The sequence below is a fragment of the Hyphomicrobium sp. genome (assembly GCF_047600905.1).
Lineage (GTDB): Bacteria > Pseudomonadota > Alphaproteobacteria > Rhizobiales > Hyphomicrobiaceae > Hyphomicrobium_B.
Window position 1 is genome coordinate 3091678 of the sequence record NZ_JASGKD010000001.1, and the last position, 14662, is coordinate 3106339.

The 14662-nt window shown below is 60.6% G+C and carries 14 protein-coding genes; 9 read left to right on the forward strand and 5 right to left on the reverse strand.

Annotation, left to right across the window (positions count from 1 at the left end; genetic code table 11):
• Nucleotides 1-4: 4 nt before the first annotated feature.
• The gene (ffh, locus tag QM780_RS14835) at nucleotides 5-1603 is read right to left on the reverse strand and encodes a signal recognition particle protein (protein ID WP_415071215.1); all 1599 of its coding nucleotides are present in this window, start codon (nucleotides 1601-1603) and stop codon (nucleotides 5-7) included.
• A gap of 608 nt (nucleotides 1604-2211) precedes the next feature.
• Here ffh and QM780_RS14840 point away from each other — a divergent pair.
• Nucleotides 2212-3507, forward strand: coding sequence for a DUF2130 domain-containing protein (locus QM780_RS14840; RefSeq protein ID WP_415071216.1), 1296 nt, complete (start codon nucleotides 2212-2214; stop codon nucleotides 3505-3507).
• 27 nt (nucleotides 3508-3534) lie between these two features.
• Here QM780_RS14840 and QM780_RS14845 read toward each other — a convergent pair whose 3' ends face one another.
• Entirely contained in the window at nucleotides 3535-4098 is a 564-nt protein-coding gene (locus QM780_RS14845; protein ID WP_415071217.1) for an acyloxyacyl hydrolase, read from the reverse strand.
• Between the two features lie 494 nt (nucleotides 4099-4592).
• Between QM780_RS14845 and dapF the strand changes: the two genes are divergently transcribed.
• From dapF to QM780_RS14875, 6 genes are all read left to right on the forward strand, one after another.
• Nucleotides 4593-5462, forward strand: coding sequence for a diaminopimelate epimerase (gene dapF, locus QM780_RS14850; RefSeq protein ID WP_415071218.1), 870 nt, complete (start codon nucleotides 4593-4595; stop codon nucleotides 5460-5462).
• 54 nt (nucleotides 5463-5516) lie between these two features.
• Nucleotides 5517-6782 carry a tRNA (N(6)-L-threonylcarbamoyladenosine(37)-C(2))-methylthiotransferase MtaB gene (gene mtaB, locus QM780_RS14855; RefSeq protein WP_415071219.1) on the forward strand — a complete coding sequence of 422 codons (1266 nt, stop codon included), beginning with the start codon at nucleotides 5517-5519 and terminating at the stop codon, nucleotides 6780-6782.
• Nucleotides 6779-7864 carry a signal recognition particle-docking protein FtsY gene (gene ftsY / locus QM780_RS14860; RefSeq protein ID WP_415071220.1) on the forward strand — a complete coding sequence of 362 codons (1086 nt, stop codon included), beginning with the start codon at nucleotides 6779-6781 and terminating at the stop codon, nucleotides 7862-7864. The genes mtaB and ftsY overlap by 4 nt, the downstream gene beginning before the upstream one ends.
• Before the next feature lie 23 nt (nucleotides 7865-7887).
• On the forward strand, nucleotides 7888-8550 hold the full coding sequence (locus QM780_RS14865; protein WP_415071221.1) for an inner membrane-spanning protein YciB: 663 nt from the start codon (nucleotides 7888-7890) through the stop codon (nucleotides 8548-8550).
• Between the two features lie 11 nt (nucleotides 8551-8561).
• The gene (locus QM780_RS14870; RefSeq protein WP_415071222.1) at nucleotides 8562-9185 is read left to right on the forward strand and encodes a septation protein A; all 624 of its coding nucleotides are present in this window, start codon (nucleotides 8562-8564) and stop codon (nucleotides 9183-9185) included.
• Between the two features lie 191 nt (nucleotides 9186-9376).
• On the forward strand, nucleotides 9377-9841 hold the full coding sequence (locus QM780_RS14875; protein WP_415071223.1) for a MarR family winged helix-turn-helix transcriptional regulator: 465 nt from the start codon (nucleotides 9377-9379) through the stop codon (nucleotides 9839-9841).
• Between the two features lie 42 nt (nucleotides 9842-9883).
• On the opposite strand, the gene QM780_RS14880 is transcribed toward QM780_RS14875, so the two are convergent.
• Nucleotides 9884-10915: an aspartate-semialdehyde dehydrogenase gene (locus QM780_RS14880; RefSeq protein ID WP_415071224.1), complete on the reverse strand. Its 1032-nt coding sequence runs from the start codon at nucleotides 10913-10915 to the stop codon at nucleotides 9884-9886.
• Between the two features lie 283 nt (nucleotides 10916-11198).
• Between QM780_RS14880 and QM780_RS14885 the strand changes: the two genes are divergently transcribed.
• Nucleotides 11199-11651 (forward strand): hypothetical protein, encoded by a 453-nt coding sequence (locus QM780_RS14885; protein WP_415071225.1) that lies wholly within the window; start codon nucleotides 11199-11201, stop codon nucleotides 11649-11651.
• A gap of 143 nt (nucleotides 11652-11794) precedes the next feature.
• Here QM780_RS14885 and leuB read toward each other — a convergent pair whose 3' ends face one another.
• Nucleotides 11795-12910 (reverse strand): 3-isopropylmalate dehydrogenase, encoded by a 1116-nt coding sequence (gene leuB / locus QM780_RS14890; protein ID WP_415071226.1) that lies wholly within the window; start codon nucleotides 12908-12910, stop codon nucleotides 11795-11797.
• A gap of 116 nt (nucleotides 12911-13026) precedes the next feature.
• Here leuB and QM780_RS14895 point away from each other — a divergent pair, with 116 nt between their 5' ends.
• Nucleotides 13027-14043: a M23 family metallopeptidase gene (locus QM780_RS14895; protein WP_415071227.1), complete on the forward strand. Its 1017-nt coding sequence runs from the start codon at nucleotides 13027-13029 to the stop codon at nucleotides 14041-14043.
• A 3-nt stretch (nucleotides 14044-14046) separates the two neighbouring features.
• Here the strand turns inward: QM780_RS14895 and QM780_RS14900 are convergent, their stop codons facing one another.
• Nucleotides 14047-14640 (reverse strand): DUF4337 domain-containing protein, encoded by a 594-nt coding sequence (locus QM780_RS14900; RefSeq protein ID WP_415071228.1) that lies wholly within the window; start codon nucleotides 14638-14640, stop codon nucleotides 14047-14049.
• Nucleotides 14641-14662: the final 22 nt, after the last annotated feature.

Here is a 14662-nt window from a genome sequence, read left to right on the forward strand (position 1 = left end):
GGGGTTATCTTTTCTTTCCGGGGATCCCGGGGAATTTCGGCATTCCGCCTCCCAAACCTGGAAAACCTTTGGGAAGTCCGCCGCCGAGGCCGGGAAGGCCGCGGCCCAATCCAGGTGGCAGGCCTGGCATTCCACCGCCTGAGCCGGGCGACGGCGCCATGCCCTTGGCGAGCTGCTCTTTCAGATCGTCGGGCAACTGTTCCAGCGCTTTCGGATCGAGTTTCGCGAGTTCGGCCTGCATCGATTGCAGTTCGGCTTCGGATGGACCGGCGCCCGTGCGACCGAGGAACTTGTTCAGCATGCCGCCGTTGCGGCCCATGGTCTTCATCATGTCCGCCATCTGGCGGTGCATTTTGATGAGCTTGTTGATGTCTTCCGGCTTGGTGCCCGAACCCGCTGCGATACGCCGCTTTCTCTTGGCGTCGAGAATCTTCGGGTTGCGCCGTTCCTTCGGCGTCATCGATGAGATGATGGCGCGCTGATGGACGAGGCTCTTGTCGAGGCCGGCTTCGTTGATCTGGCCTTTGATCTTGGCGACGCCCGGCAGCATACCGAGCACGCCGCCCATGCCGCCAAGTTTCTGCATTTGCGCCAGCTGATCGGACAAGTCTTCGAGGTCGAACGACCCCTTCTTCATCTTCTCGGCGATCTTCGTCGCCTTTTCGACGTCGATCGTTTGAGCCGCCTTCTCGACGAGCGAGACGACGTCGCCCATGCCGAGGATGCGCGAGGCGATGCGACCGGGATGGAAATCTTCCAGCGCGTCCCACTTTTCGCCGACGCCGATGAGCTTGATCGGCTTGCCGGTGACGGCGCGCATCGACAGCGCGGCGCCGCCGCGGCCATCGCCGTCGGCGCGCGTCAGCACGATACCGGTGATGCCGATATGGCCATCGAAGGCTTTGGCTGTGTTGACGGCGTCCTGGCCGGTTAAGGCGTCGGCGACGAGAAGAACTTCGTGCGGATGGATCGCGGTTTTGACGTCGCGAGCTTCATCCATCAATTCTTCGTCGACGGTAACGCGACCGGCGGTGTCGTAGATGATGACGTCATAGCCGCCGAGCTTGGCGGCATCTTCGGCACGGCGCGCGATCTGCAGCGGCGTCTGCCCGGCGATGATCGGCAGCGTCGTGACGCCCGTCTGCTCGCCCAAGACGCGGAGCTGTTCCTGTGCTGCGGGGCGGCGGGTGTCGAGGGACGCCATTAAAACTTTTTTGCGATCGCGGTTCGTCAGGCGATAGGCGATCTTGGCGGTCGTCGTGGTTTTTCCCGAGCCCTGAAGGCCGACCATCAGGATGCCGACGGGCGGAGCGGCGTGCAGATCGATCGGCTGTGCGTCGGAGCCGAGCATCGCAACAAGTTCGTCGTTGACGATCTTGACGACCATCTGGCCGGGCGTGACCGAGCGCAGCACTTCGGCGCCGACGGCCTTGGCTTTGACCTTCTCGGTGAAGTCCTTGACGACATCGAGCGCAACGTCGGCTTCGAGCAGGGCGCGGCGGACCTCGCGCATCGCCTCGACGACGTCGCTCTCGGTCAGAGCGCCGCGGCGGGTGAGCTTATCGAGGACGCCCGAGAGGCGTTCTGTGAGCGATTGAAACATATTATACGCTCGCGGCGAGGTCGCTTCGCTCCCCGCCTCCGCGGGGGCGGCGCAACGCGCCGGCGGCCCTTGGCCGCTCGCCTCGCTGCGCTCGTCGAAGTGACGTCGTCGCCGTCCTCCTTAAAAGATCATCTTTCGTTACGTCACCCCGGCGCAGGCCGGGGCCCAGTCAAAACTGCGTCGGGTTGGATTTGTCTGGATCCCGGCTCATCGCCCTGATGACGAAGAGATGGGATCGGCAGCGCAAAGCACAAACGCACCCGGGAGCGCAACGCGCTGCCGGATGTTGACCCCCCTGCCTCCCGGACACTTTCGCGAAAAAGGCCATGTGCAGGGCGGCGGCTCTGAGGTTCAGGGCCGTCGGAATGGCGTGGGTATGAGGGAAACGGGGGGCGAAGTCAATGTTGCTAATCCCCAGCGAATTGGGGCTCGCCGGGGCAAATGCCCTCAAATTTGCTGAGCGAGTCGGTTTGGATGGGTGCCGTCAGGGTGATTCACGTGAATTCTTAGCTTTAATAGAACAATATGAGAAATAAACGTGTACAATAAAGAAACATCGGCTTAGCTTTGGCCGATTGTTGGAGCCATTGTCGAGAAGGATGCTCGCGTTGACGGACACCATCATTGCTTGCCCGAAGTGCAAACACGAATTCCCTCTGACGGAGTCGTTGGCGGCGCCATTGATCGCGCAGACCAAGCAGCAATTTGAAGCCGAGGCGGCTCAGAAAAATCGCGAGATCGCGGCCAAAGAAGCAGCGATCCGGGAGCAAGCGAAAGCCTTGGAGACTGCGCGTACCGAGGTCGAGGCGACGGTCGCGGAGAAATTGGGGGTCGAGCGCAAACGCATTGCCGGAGAAGAGGCGGCGAAGGCGAAGCAGCTTTTGGCCGGAGACCTTGAAGAGAAAAACAAGGCGCTGACCGAGCTGCAGAGTGTTTTGAAGGCGCGCGATGAAAAGCTCGCCGAAGCGCAGAAGGCGCAGGCGGATTTCGAGAAAAAAGCGCGCGAACTCGACGACGCCAAGCGCGAGATGGAATTGAATGTCCAGAAGGGGATCAATGCAGGTCTCGAGAGCGAGCGCGCGAAAGCGAAGCTCGAAGCGGAAGAGGCGTTCGGGCTTCGTGTGAAGGAAAGAGAAGAGCAGATCGCTTCGATGGCGAAGCAGATCGAGGACTTGAAGCGCAAGGCGGAGCAGGGCTCGCAGCAGTTACAGGGCGAAGTTCTGGAGTTGGAGTTCGAGAGCCTGCTGCGTGCGAAATTCCCGTTCGACAGTATCGAGCCAGTGCCAAAGGGCGAATTCGGCGGCGACCTGGTCCAGCGCGTGGCGGGTTTGTCGGGCGCGCCGTGCGGCACGATTTTGTGGGAGACGAAGCGTACGAAGGGCTGGGCAAAGGATTGGATTCCGAAGCTGCGCGAAGATCAGAGGCGTGCCAAGGCTGATGTATCGATCATCGTTTCGACTACGCTACCGAAAGACGTGCAGACTTTCGATCTGGTCGATGGCGTCTGGGTGACAGATTTTCGCTGTGCCGTTCCGGTTGCCTTGGCGCTGCGCCAGTTTCTCGTCGATGTCTCGGCCGCGCGCATCGCCGGTGAAGGCCAGCAAAGCAAGATGGAACTTGTCTATGAGTATCTGACGGGGCCGCATTTCCGCCGGCGCGTCGGGGCCATCGTCGAGAAGTTCACGGAGATGCGTTCCGATCTTGAGAAAGAGCGCAAGGCGATGCAGAAGCTTTGGGCGAAGCGGGAAGCACAGATTACCGTCGTGCTTGATGCGACTGCGGGGATGATGGGCGACCTGCAAGGCATCGCCGGCAGAGAGCTGAAAGAGATCGAAGGCTTCGAGTTTCCGGGTCTTGAAGACAAGCGCGAGGATGATGACGACGAGCCGATTGCGGCTGAGTAAGGTGAGCAGGAGGCGGAAGGCTCGCCGTTAAAACCGGTAGCCGTAGCGCAGACCGATGCGGTCCATGCCCTCGTTGTATTTCTGGGTATAGGCATTCGACATGTGCTCGAAATAGACCGAGATGTCGTTGTGTTCGTCGAGGTGGTAGCCGACTTCCATCGGGATATGGAAGAGGACGCGCGAACCGAGCCATTTGCGATCCGGGTCAGAGCCCGCGCCGCCGATTTCACCGTTGTGGATGGCAGCGCCGAGGCCCAAGCCGAAGAACAGGCCAGACGGGCAATCGCCCTGCCAACGGGCGTCGATGTAGCCGTCGCTCGTCTCCCCCCGGGTGTTGATCGAGCCGCCGATGACGGGGCGGATGGCGCCCCAGGGAAGCGCCCAGGCGGCGTTGAACTGGGCTTCGACGTTGATGTCGACGGCGTTCTTTTCGATCTGGAAGCCGCTCCACAGATCCGGCACGTCATGGGCCAATGCGCCGATCTTGAGGGCGTAGAGCATGTCCTCGGCGGATGCGCCGGAAGGCGCCATGGCAAGTGCCAAACAGGCTCCAAAGCCGGCCAACGCCGCCGCGCGCACGAAACTTGTCATAACGAAAAGCTGCCCCTCGCCTTGCGGCTCAACGTGTGCGCCGATTTCCGGCCTGTCGCAAGACGTTGGCCTCTGAATTTCCGGCAGGATTGCGCTCTCGTCACACCGGCCGTTCGGCCTATCGGAAGCGATTTGCGTCTTTCGTCTGCCGGGCCCAGGCACGGGCGAGGCGAAAGACGCGGCGCTCGTATGTGCGCTCGTCCTCGGTGAGGCAAATGCAACCATAACAATAGCAAGGCCGCTGACGCGCAAAGGCGAGCCGGAAGAGCAATGGATTGCGGTCGGGTTGCGTCATTGAGATCACTTCGCCTCTAAAACGATGCCCAAAAGACGAGAGCGGAGCATTTTGGGCTTCTTAATGGTCGGATGCGAAAGATTGTTCCGTCCGAGAGCCACTTGAAGAAATGTTCTGCAGCGACGCAAGTCCCCATGCGGTAGCCTCGGAATGGCGTTCGGAATTGTCATTCTGCTCGGTTCTCGCCATATAGGCGGCCATGAACACGGCGACGACCCTTCCCTTCCTGAAGATGAACGGCATCGGCAACGAGATCGTTGTTGTCGATTTGCGGAACAGTGCCAAGACGTTCACGCCGGAAGAGGTGGCAGCCGTGGCGGCGGATCGGAGATCCCGGTTTGACCAGATGATGGTGCTGCACGCGCCGCGGACCAAAGGCACGGAATCGTACGTGCGAATCTATAATGCCGACGGTTCGGAAGCCGGGGCGTGCGGCAACGGCATGCGCTGCGTCGGCTGGTTTCTGTCGGAAGGTGGGGTGCGCCGGCGCTTTCTGGTCGAGACGCGCGCCGGCGTGCTCGATACGGTCGTCAGGGACCAGACCTCGATCACGGTCGACATGGGCGAACCGAAGTTCGGATGGCAGGACATTCCGCTCGCCGAAGAGTTTCGCGACACGCGGGCGATCGAATTACAGGTCGGGCCGATCGACGACCCGGTGTTGCATTCGCCGTCCGTCGTCAACGTCGGCAATCCGCACGCGATTTTTTGGGTCGATGACGTCGAAGCCTACGATCTCGAACGGTTCGGGCCGCTGCTCGAAAACCATCCAATCTTTCCTGAACGCGCCAACATCTCGCTGGCGCAGGTGACTTCCGAGTCATCGCTTCTGCTCAGAACATGGGAGCGGGGCGCAGGGCTTACTCTGGCGTGCGGCTCTGCGGCGTGCGCGGCGGCGGTTTCCGCGGCCCGCAAGAAGCTCACCGGGCGCAAGGTGGACGTGACTTTGCCGGGCGGCGTTCTCGGGATCGAATGGGGCGCCGACAATCACATCCTGATGACAGGTCCGGTCGCGTTCGAATACGAGGGCGTGATTGATTTTTCGAAACTGACGAAAGTGTCCGTGTAGTTCGCGGCCCGCGCGCCGATGCGGACGCCAGCCAGAAAGAAGACAACCGCGTTCATGTCCGAACCACAAGTGATCACGCTCGGCTGCCGGCTCAATACATATGAGTCCGAGGTCATGCGCCGCCACGCGCGTGAGGCCGGGCTCGATGATGCCGTCATCATCAATACGTGCGCGGTGACGGGCGAAGCGGTGCGCCAGGCGGCGCAGACCATCCGGCGGCTGAGGCGCGAGAGGCCCAACGCGCGAATCATCGTGACGGGGTGCGCAGCGCAGACGGAACCGGAGCGTTTCGCCGAGATGGCCGAGGTCGATCACGTCATCGGCAACGCAGAGAAAATGAAGGCGGAAACATTCGCCGGATTGTCGATTGCCGACGGCGAGCGCGTTCAGGTCAACGATATCATGGGCGTTCGCGAAACCGCGTTGCACATGATCGACGGCTTCGGATCGCGCACGCGTGCTTATGTCCAGATCCAGAACGGTTGCGATCATCGCTGCACGTTCTGCATCATTCCGTTCGGGCGCGGACCATCGCGCTCGGTGGCTGCGGGCGAGGTGGTCGCACAAGCGCGGGCGCTGATCGAGAAAGGTTACGCCGAGATCGTGCTGACCGGCGTCGATATCACGTCGTATGGACGCGACCTGCCGGGAACAGCGACGCTCGGGAAACTGGTGCGACAAGTGCTGAAGCTCGTTCCTGAGCTCAAGCGTTTGCGCTTGTCGTCGATCGATCAGGTGGAGGCGGATGAGGATCTGATGATCGCCTTGCGCGACGAGGAACGTCTGATGCCGCATCTGCATTTGTCGTTGCAGGCAGGAGACGATCTGACGTTGAAGCGCATGAAGCGGCGGCATTTGCGCGCCGATGCGATTGCGTTTTGCGAAAAGGCGCGCGCGCTCCGGCCCGATGTCGTGTTCGGTGCCGATCTGATCGCCGGCTTTCCGACCGAAACCGATCAGATGTTTCAGAATTCCTATCGCATCGTGGACGAGTGCGGGCTGACATACCTGCACGTTTTCCCGTTCTCGGCGCGGCGGGGTACGCCGGCGGCGCGAATGCCGCAAGTCAACGGCGCAATCGTCAAGGAGCGCGCGGCCAAGCTGCGCGATAAAGGAAACATAGTGCTCGCTTCATATCTTCAATCTCAGCGCGGCCGTGTGGTCGACGTGCTCATCGAAAGCGACGGCAAGGGCCGGACGCCGCAATTCGCCGAAGTTTCATTTGCCAAGGACGATCGCCGCGGCGAAGCCGGAGCGATCGTCCGGACCGAGATCACAGGGGCCAATGCGCAGCAGCTCGTCGGCGAGGCGCGGGCGTGAGCGAACCCAAGGAAAAAAGCAAAGGCGGTCTTTTCGGCCGGCTGTTCAAGGGCGGCAGCCCGGCGGCCGCGCCCGCCGCGGACGAGCCGCAGACCGCAGTGGCAGCTGTTGTTGAGGCTGAGGCGCCTGCGGGCGAGCAGCCAGTTCCAGCGAAAGCCGAACCGGCCAAGCAGAGCTGGTTCCAGCGGCTCAAATCGGGCCTTGGCAAAACTTCGTCCAAGCTGACGACGGGCATCAGCGATCTCTTTTCCAAGCGCAAGCTCGACGCCGGGACGATCGACGATCTTGAAGATCTGCTGATCCAATCCGATCTCGGACTGGAGACGACCAACCGCATCACGGCTGCGATCGGCAAGGGTCGGTTTGAAAAAGGCATATCGGCCGACGAAGTGCGCGAGGTGCTCGCGACCGAGGTCGAGCGGGTTTTGGTTCCCGTCGCCAAGCCGCTCGTCATCGAGCCGTCGCACAAGCCGCATGTGATCATGATGGTCGGTGTCAATGGAACGGGAAAGACGACCACCATCGGCAAGCTGGCGACGAAATTCAAAGCCGAAGGAAAATCGGTTCTGCTCGCGGCGGGTGACACATTCCGCGCTGCGGCGATCGATCAGCTGAAAGTCTGGGGTGAGCGCACGGCGTGTCCGGTTGTCGCGCGTGATGTCGGCGGCGATTCCGCGGGATTGGCGTTCGATGCCTTAAAACAGGCACAAGCATCAGGTGCGGATGTGCTTTTGCTCGACACGGCCGGCCGGTTGCAGAACAAGCAAGTGTTGATGGAAGAACTCGAAAAAGTTACACGCGTTTTAAAGAAATTGGATCCAAGTGCGCCGCACGACGTCCTTCTTGTGCTGGACGCCACAACCGGTCAGAACGCGTTGCAGCAGGTCGAGATCTTTCGCGATCGTGCCGGAGTGACGGGATTGGTTATGACGAAACTCGACGGGACGGCGCGCGGCGGCATCCTGGTTGCGATTGCAGCCAAGTTCGGTTTGCCTGTCCATGCCATCGGTGTCGGAGAAAGCGCGGACGATCTGCAGCCGTTTTCGGCGCAGGATTTTGCGCGCGCCATCGCCGGAACTTGAAGCCTGGGGGAACGGAATTCGAAATGACGCAGGACGTGAACATTCGCAATGCCACCGTACCGCCGGCACGCAAGAGCTGGTTTCCGTTCAATGCCGAACAGACGATCAACATCCTGAGCGAGTTCGGTCCCCTGGTGACGATGTTCGTCGTCAACGCCATGGCGGGTATCGAAGCGGGAACGTGGGCGCTGATCATCACCACGCTGATGGCGATCGGCGTGATGTTCTACATGTTTCACCGGCCGCCGATTTTCCCATTGATCGCATCGAGCGTGACGGTTGTCTTCGCAGGTCTGACGCTGGTCACAGGCGACCCGATGTGGGTGCAGATCAAGGTTACGATCTTCAATGCGTTGTTCGCCGTGTTTCTGATCGGCGGCCTGTTCGTGAAGCACAACTTTTTCCAATACGTGTTCGAGAAGACCTTCCGCTATACCGATGAAGGCTGGAACAAGTTCACCTGGAGCTTCGCGCTGTTCTTCTTCCTGACGGCCATTGCCAACGAATACGTTCGCAGGGTTTACGTCGAAGATCACCTGTATGAAATTCTAGGCCACGAGATGAGCGGCGTGAACGTCTGGATTCTCTTCAAGGTCGCGATCGTGCTGCCGGTGTCGGGCATCTACGCCTGGGTGCTGACGCGACTGATGCAGAAGTACCGCTTGCCCGATCCGGCCCACGAATAAGGACGAAGACAATGTCGGAGCAGGATAAAATTACGGACGCGAATGCGGCTCCGCAATTCGATCGCAGGCAGCTCATCAAGCTCGTGGTCGAGCTCGGACCGCTCTTGGTGTTCTTTTTCGCGAACAGCCACTACGGCATCTTCGTCGGCACCGCCGTGTTCATGGTGACGACGATTGTCGCGCTGGCGGCGTCTCGCATCTTCCTTGGCCGCATCGCGACGATGCCGCTCGTCACCGGTATTTTCGTCGTCGTATTCGGTGGGCTGACGCTTTATCTTCAAGACGATCATTTCATAAAAATGAAGCCGACGATTGTGAACGGCTTGTTCGCGGCCATTCTTTTCGGCGGGCTGGTATTCGACCGGCTGTTTCTCAAGATCGTATTCGGCGACGTCATGCGCCTGACGCGCGAAGGCTGGCGGATACTGACGATCCGATGGGCGTTGTTCTTCATTGTCCTTGCGGTTCTCAACGAAGTGATGTGGCGATTTTTCTCGACCGACACGTGGGTGGCGTTCAAAGTCTTCGGCATCATGCCGCTGACGTTCGTGTTCGCGATGGCGCAGATCGGCGTGTTAAAAAAATACGAAGACACAACGCCCGTCACTGCCTCGAGCGTGACGGAAGATATTTAGCTTGCCTCGAATAAAAGCGGCAATTTGCCGTTGAAGAATTCATTCGATTTCTTCAACGCCGTTCATTTTTATTCTGGACGCGCGGGCGCCGCTCGTGTTCCTTGTCGGGGTCAACAACTAAATTATCTGGTCTTGTCTGTTGGTCCGATCCTAAGGTGGCGGCCGGTCTGGCAAGATCGCTGGGGCACGGAATGGCAAGAGACTCCGCAGGCAACCGTCTTGAGCGGTCGCCTTTGCATTTGCTGCACAGAGCCGGACAGTGCGCGTCCGACGTCTTCCAAACAGAACTGGGCAACGACGAGCTAACGCCTCGTCAGTACGCCATTTTGCTCACCGTCTCGCAAAACGAGGGACTGAGCCAGACGCAGCTCGTCGAGCGAACCGGCATCGACCGGTCGACGCTTGCCGATGTCGTGCGCCGCATGCTGCGGAAGGGCCTTTTGCAACGGCGCCGCACGCGGGACGATGCTCGGGCGTATGCCGTGAAGCTGACCGAAGAAGGCGCGCGCGTTCTGAAGACGCACGATCCGATGGCACGCAAGGTCGACGAGCGCATCCTGTCGAGCCTGCCAGCGCCGCAGCGCGAGCGCTTCCTGCAGGATCTGCACGCCATCGTGCAGACGCTCAACAAGCTCAAAGAAAACGCCGACAAGTAGGCTGCCGGCGTTTCGCTTTTCTTCGATTTTTGAGCGCCGGACTCAGGCGGCCTTTTTTGGCAGAAGGCGCTGGTTGAGGATCGTTTCGGCGATCTGCACGGCGTTGAGCGCGGCGCCCTTCAGAAGGTTGTCGGAGACGATCCACATCGACAGGCCATTTTCGACGGTGGCGTCTTCGCGAATGCGGGAGACGAACGTCGAATATTCGCCGGCGGCTTCGACGGGCGTGATGTAGCCGCCCGGCTCGCGCTTATCGATCACCTGGATGCCGGGCGAGGCACGCAGGATGTCGCGCGCCTCGTCAGGGCTGATCGGCTTTTCGAACTCGATGTTGACGGATTCCGAATGGCCGACGAACACGGGAACGCGAACGCAGGTCGCCGTCAGCTTGATCTTGGGATCCAAGATCTTCTTGGTCTCGGCGAGCATCTTCCATTCCTCTTTGGTGTAGCCGTCCTCCATGAAGACGTCGATGTGAGGAATGCAGTTGAAGGCGATCTGCTTCGGAAACTTCTTCGGATCGACTTCCTGGCCCGGAACGTACTTGCCCTTCGTCTGCTGCCAGAGCTCATCCATCGCGTCCTTGCCGGCGCCGGATACCGACTGGTAGGTCGAGACGATGACGCGCGTGATCGTTGCGGCATCGTGCAGCGGCTTCAGCGCGACGACGAGCTGGGCGGTCGAGCAGTTCGGGTTGGCGATGATGTTCTTTTTGGTGAACCCGCGGACGGCGTCGCCGTTCACTTCGGGCACGATCAGCGGTACGTCCTGGTCGTAGCGCCAGCAGGACGAGTTATCGATGACGATGGCGCCTTGCGCGCCGATGCGCGGCGACCATTCCTTCGAAACCGTCGATCCGGCCGACATCAGGCAGAAATCGACGCCGGAGAAATCGAAGGTCTCGAGGTCACGGCATTTGATGACCGAATCGCCGAACGAAACCTCGGTTCCGATGGAGCGGCGCGAGGCCAAGGCGTAAAGCTCGCTGATCGGAAACTTCCGCTCGGCGAGCACATTCAGCATCTCGCGGCCTACGTTGCCGGTGGCGCCGACGATGGCGACCTTGTAGCCCATTTTATTTATGTCCTTGAAATCCCAGAATTTTGCGTCTCGGCCTGAAAGCGGTCGCGGCGCATATTTGCTGGCCGTTCACATACGCGGCTCGGGCCCGACTTTCAAGGACTGTCAAGACCTTCGTTTCGGGCTGCCGGAGGCCGCATATTCTCACCGGATGTTCATCAGATTCGGGTTACCGAATTTGATCGTCGAAATGGCGTCGCGCTTCGCGTGGCCGCGAAGGCGACACGTTATTCCGCGATAAGCAGGCAGCAGCCTAACGAAGCAGATGGGGGCATCGGTGAACCTGTTGCGCAATTTGACAGGCCTGGCGATGGGCGCGGCGCTGCTGTGCGCGCCAGAGCTGGCATCGCGATCGGACGCCATTTCGGCGTGGCTCAACGATGCGGAACTGCAGCGCTTCTCGAACGCGACGATCGATGGGCGCTATGCCAACGGCAAGCCGTTCACCGAGCATTACGCCAGCAACGGCCGCCTCAACTATGTCGAGCGCGACATGACGCTTGGAGGCCACTGGTCGATCACGCAGGGCACGCTGTGCACGATCTACGATTACGATGAAACGGGCGGCTGCTACCGCGTCATGCGCGTCGATACGAACTGCTATGAGTTCTATTTCGTTTCCCGCACCGAGCAGGCGGCGCCAGGCCCGAGCGACGGCAAGCCGCGCTGGACGGCGCGTGGGGCCATACAAGGCCAATCAAGCGCTTGCCGCGACGAGCCCGCAGTTTAATCCCAAGTGAAGATTTCGTCTCCTGAGTCCCGGCTCTCCGCTTCGCGTCGGCCGGGATGACAAGGAGCGTGGTGGCAAAAATTGTCATCCCGGGCGAGCACCCTTGCGAGACCCGGGACCCAGACTTTCGTCGCGAGACGTGATTAAACAGCGAGCGCTTTCAGCTCCGCTTCGATGGCGCGGCCCATTTCGGAAGTGCCGATCTTGGTCATGCCGGGCTGCATGATATCGCCCGTTCGCAGGCCCTTATCGAGCACCTTGGCAATTGCTTGATCGACGAGATCAGCCTCCTTGCCGAGGTCGAAGGAATAGCGCAGGGCCATTCCGAACGACGCGATCGTCGCAATCGGATTGGCAAGGCCTTGGCCGGCGATATCGGGCGCGGAACCATGCACCGGTTCGTAAAGCGCCTTGCGATGGCCGGTTTTCGCATCGGGCGCACCGAGCGAGGCCGACGGCAGCATGCCGAGCGATCCTGCCGCCATCGAGGCTTCGTCGGACAGCACGTCGCCGAAAAGGTTATCGGTGACGATGACGTCGAACTGCTTCGGATTGCGGATGAGCTGCATGGCGCAGTTGTCGGCCAGGATGTGCTCGAGCTTGACGTCAGGCGCATAGGATTTGTGGACCGCAGTCGTGACTTCCTTCCACAACACGCCCGTGCGCATGACGTTGTGCTTTTCCGCCGAGTGGACGAGGTTGCGGCGTTTGCGAGCGAGATCGAAGGCAACCTTGGTGATGCGCTCGATCTCATGCGTCGTATAGACTTGCGTATCGACGGCGCGCTTTTCACCGTTTTCAAGCGTGACGATTTCCTTCGGCTCGCCGAAGTAGACGCCGCCGGTCAGCTCGCGCACGATCATGATGTCGAGACCTTCCACCAACTCGCGCTTCAGGCTCGAAGCGTCGGCGAGGGCCGGATAGCAAATGGCGGGGCGAAGGTTGGCGAACAGCTCGAGGTCCTTGCGCAACCTGAGAAGGCCCGCTTCGGGACGATGCTGATAGGGAACATTCGCCCATTTCGGTCCGCCGACCGCGCCGAAGATGACGGCGTCGGCTTTCTTGGCCTTGGCCATGGCTTCGTCGGTGATGGCGACGCCGTGGGCGTCGTAGGCCGCGCCGCCGACGAGATCGTGCTCGACGTCGAAGCGGACGGTGTTGCTCTTGGAATTGAAGAACGCAATGAGCCGCTCGACTTCCGCGATCGTCTCGACACCGATGCCATCGCCGGGAAGGAGCAGAAGGGTGTGCGTCGTCATCGGTTAACAATCCTCGATCAATCAAAAGGGAATTCAGCCGGTGGGAGTGCTAGCGTTTGGGCCGCCGCCGGGCAAGATCCCGGCAGGCAAAAACGCACTTTGGCGCAGAGGACGGTATGCAACCGGGATGGCGCGGCCCTTTATTTCTGATTTTGCTGGGTATCATCGGGCTGTTCGGCGCGGGGCCCGGCCGTGCCGGCGAGGCTCCCGTGCTGTCGCTGCCGATTGCCTGCCAACCGCACAAGACTTGCTTCATCCAGACCTACGTCGATGACGATCCGGGGCCAGGCGCCAAGGACTACACGTGCGGTACGGCGACCTACGACCGGCACAGCGGCGTCGATTTCCGGCTGCTGTCGGCAGCGGCGGCGACCAAGACGCCGTTTCCGGTACTGGCTTCGGCCGATGGCACAGTGAAGGGCGTGCGGGACGGCGTCGAGGATGTCTTCTTCAAGCAGGCGAAGCGGCAGGACGTGGCGGGTCGCGAGTGCGGCAATGGCATCATCCTGGACCACGGAAACGGCTGGGAGACCCAGTACTGCCACATGCGAAAAGGTAGCGTGCGCGTCGCCAAAGGGCAGACGGTGAAGCGCGGCGATCAGCTGGGTGAAGCCGGTTATTCGGGCATGGCGGATTTCGCGCAGGTGCATCTGAGCGTTCGCCACAACGGCAAGATCATCGATCCGTTTCTGTCCGACGGAACTGGCTCGTGCGATCCCAATGCGCGGGGGCCGGGGCTTTGGGAGCCATCGGCGGCAGCGGCATTTCCATACAAGAATGGCGAGATGATCGGGTCGGGGTTTGCGGGCGATGATCCGAACGCCACCGCGCTCGAGCTTGATGATCAGCACGTCGCGCCGCTGACCTCGACGTCGAAAGCCTTCGTGCTCTACGGCTGGTTCATCAATCTCAAGAAGGGCGATCGCATCAATTTCACCGCGCTCGGGCCGCCCGGTGAATTGTTCGATGAAAGCAGTGCGCCGCTCGATCGCGACAAGGCGACGTTTCTGGCGTTCATCGGCAAGAAGCGCGAAGGCGATCTCTGGCCCGCCGGGCATTACGATGGACGCGTCGCGCTCATTCGAGACGGCGGCATCATCGCGACGAACGTCGTGACGTTCGAGATGAAATGAGTTTCAGGACAGAAATCCTGGAAGCGGGAAGGCCAGCGTGAAGCCGCCAAATGTTGAGACGGCGCCGAGCAATCCGAGTCCGAAACTCACGAACAGCAGCATGTTGCCGCCGGAGATGAGCGCGACGGAGGCAAGCACGATCGCGATCTGCAGCAGCGCCTGCCCGTAATCGAAATAGGGATTTTTATTCAGCGCCTCATCGCGTGTGGCTTCCAGTGCCTTTCCCTTGGCGAAAAGTTCGTCAAGGCCTTCGCCGCTTTTCGGATCGGATGTCAGCTGCTTGTCCTGGGCTTTGTATTCGGCGATTTTTGCTTCGATCGCTTTCTTCGCATCGTCGGGCATCGATGGCTGCGTCAGCAGCAGCGTTTCGAAATTTTCGGTATGCAGCCGCAAGGCCTGACGGCGTGCGTTCTTGGCCTGGAAAAATGCCCAATCGTTTGACGCGGCGATGTTTTGTTGAAGGGCGTCCTGCTGGGCGTTGCTGCCGCCGAGGCTGCATATGGCGAGGATGACAGCGAGTATTCCGACGTAGACGCCGATAAGCTTGTCGCGGGTTTTGGAATGATCAGCTTCGATTCCGAGTTCTTCCAACGCCATACGACAGTCCCCCCGGGCTGAT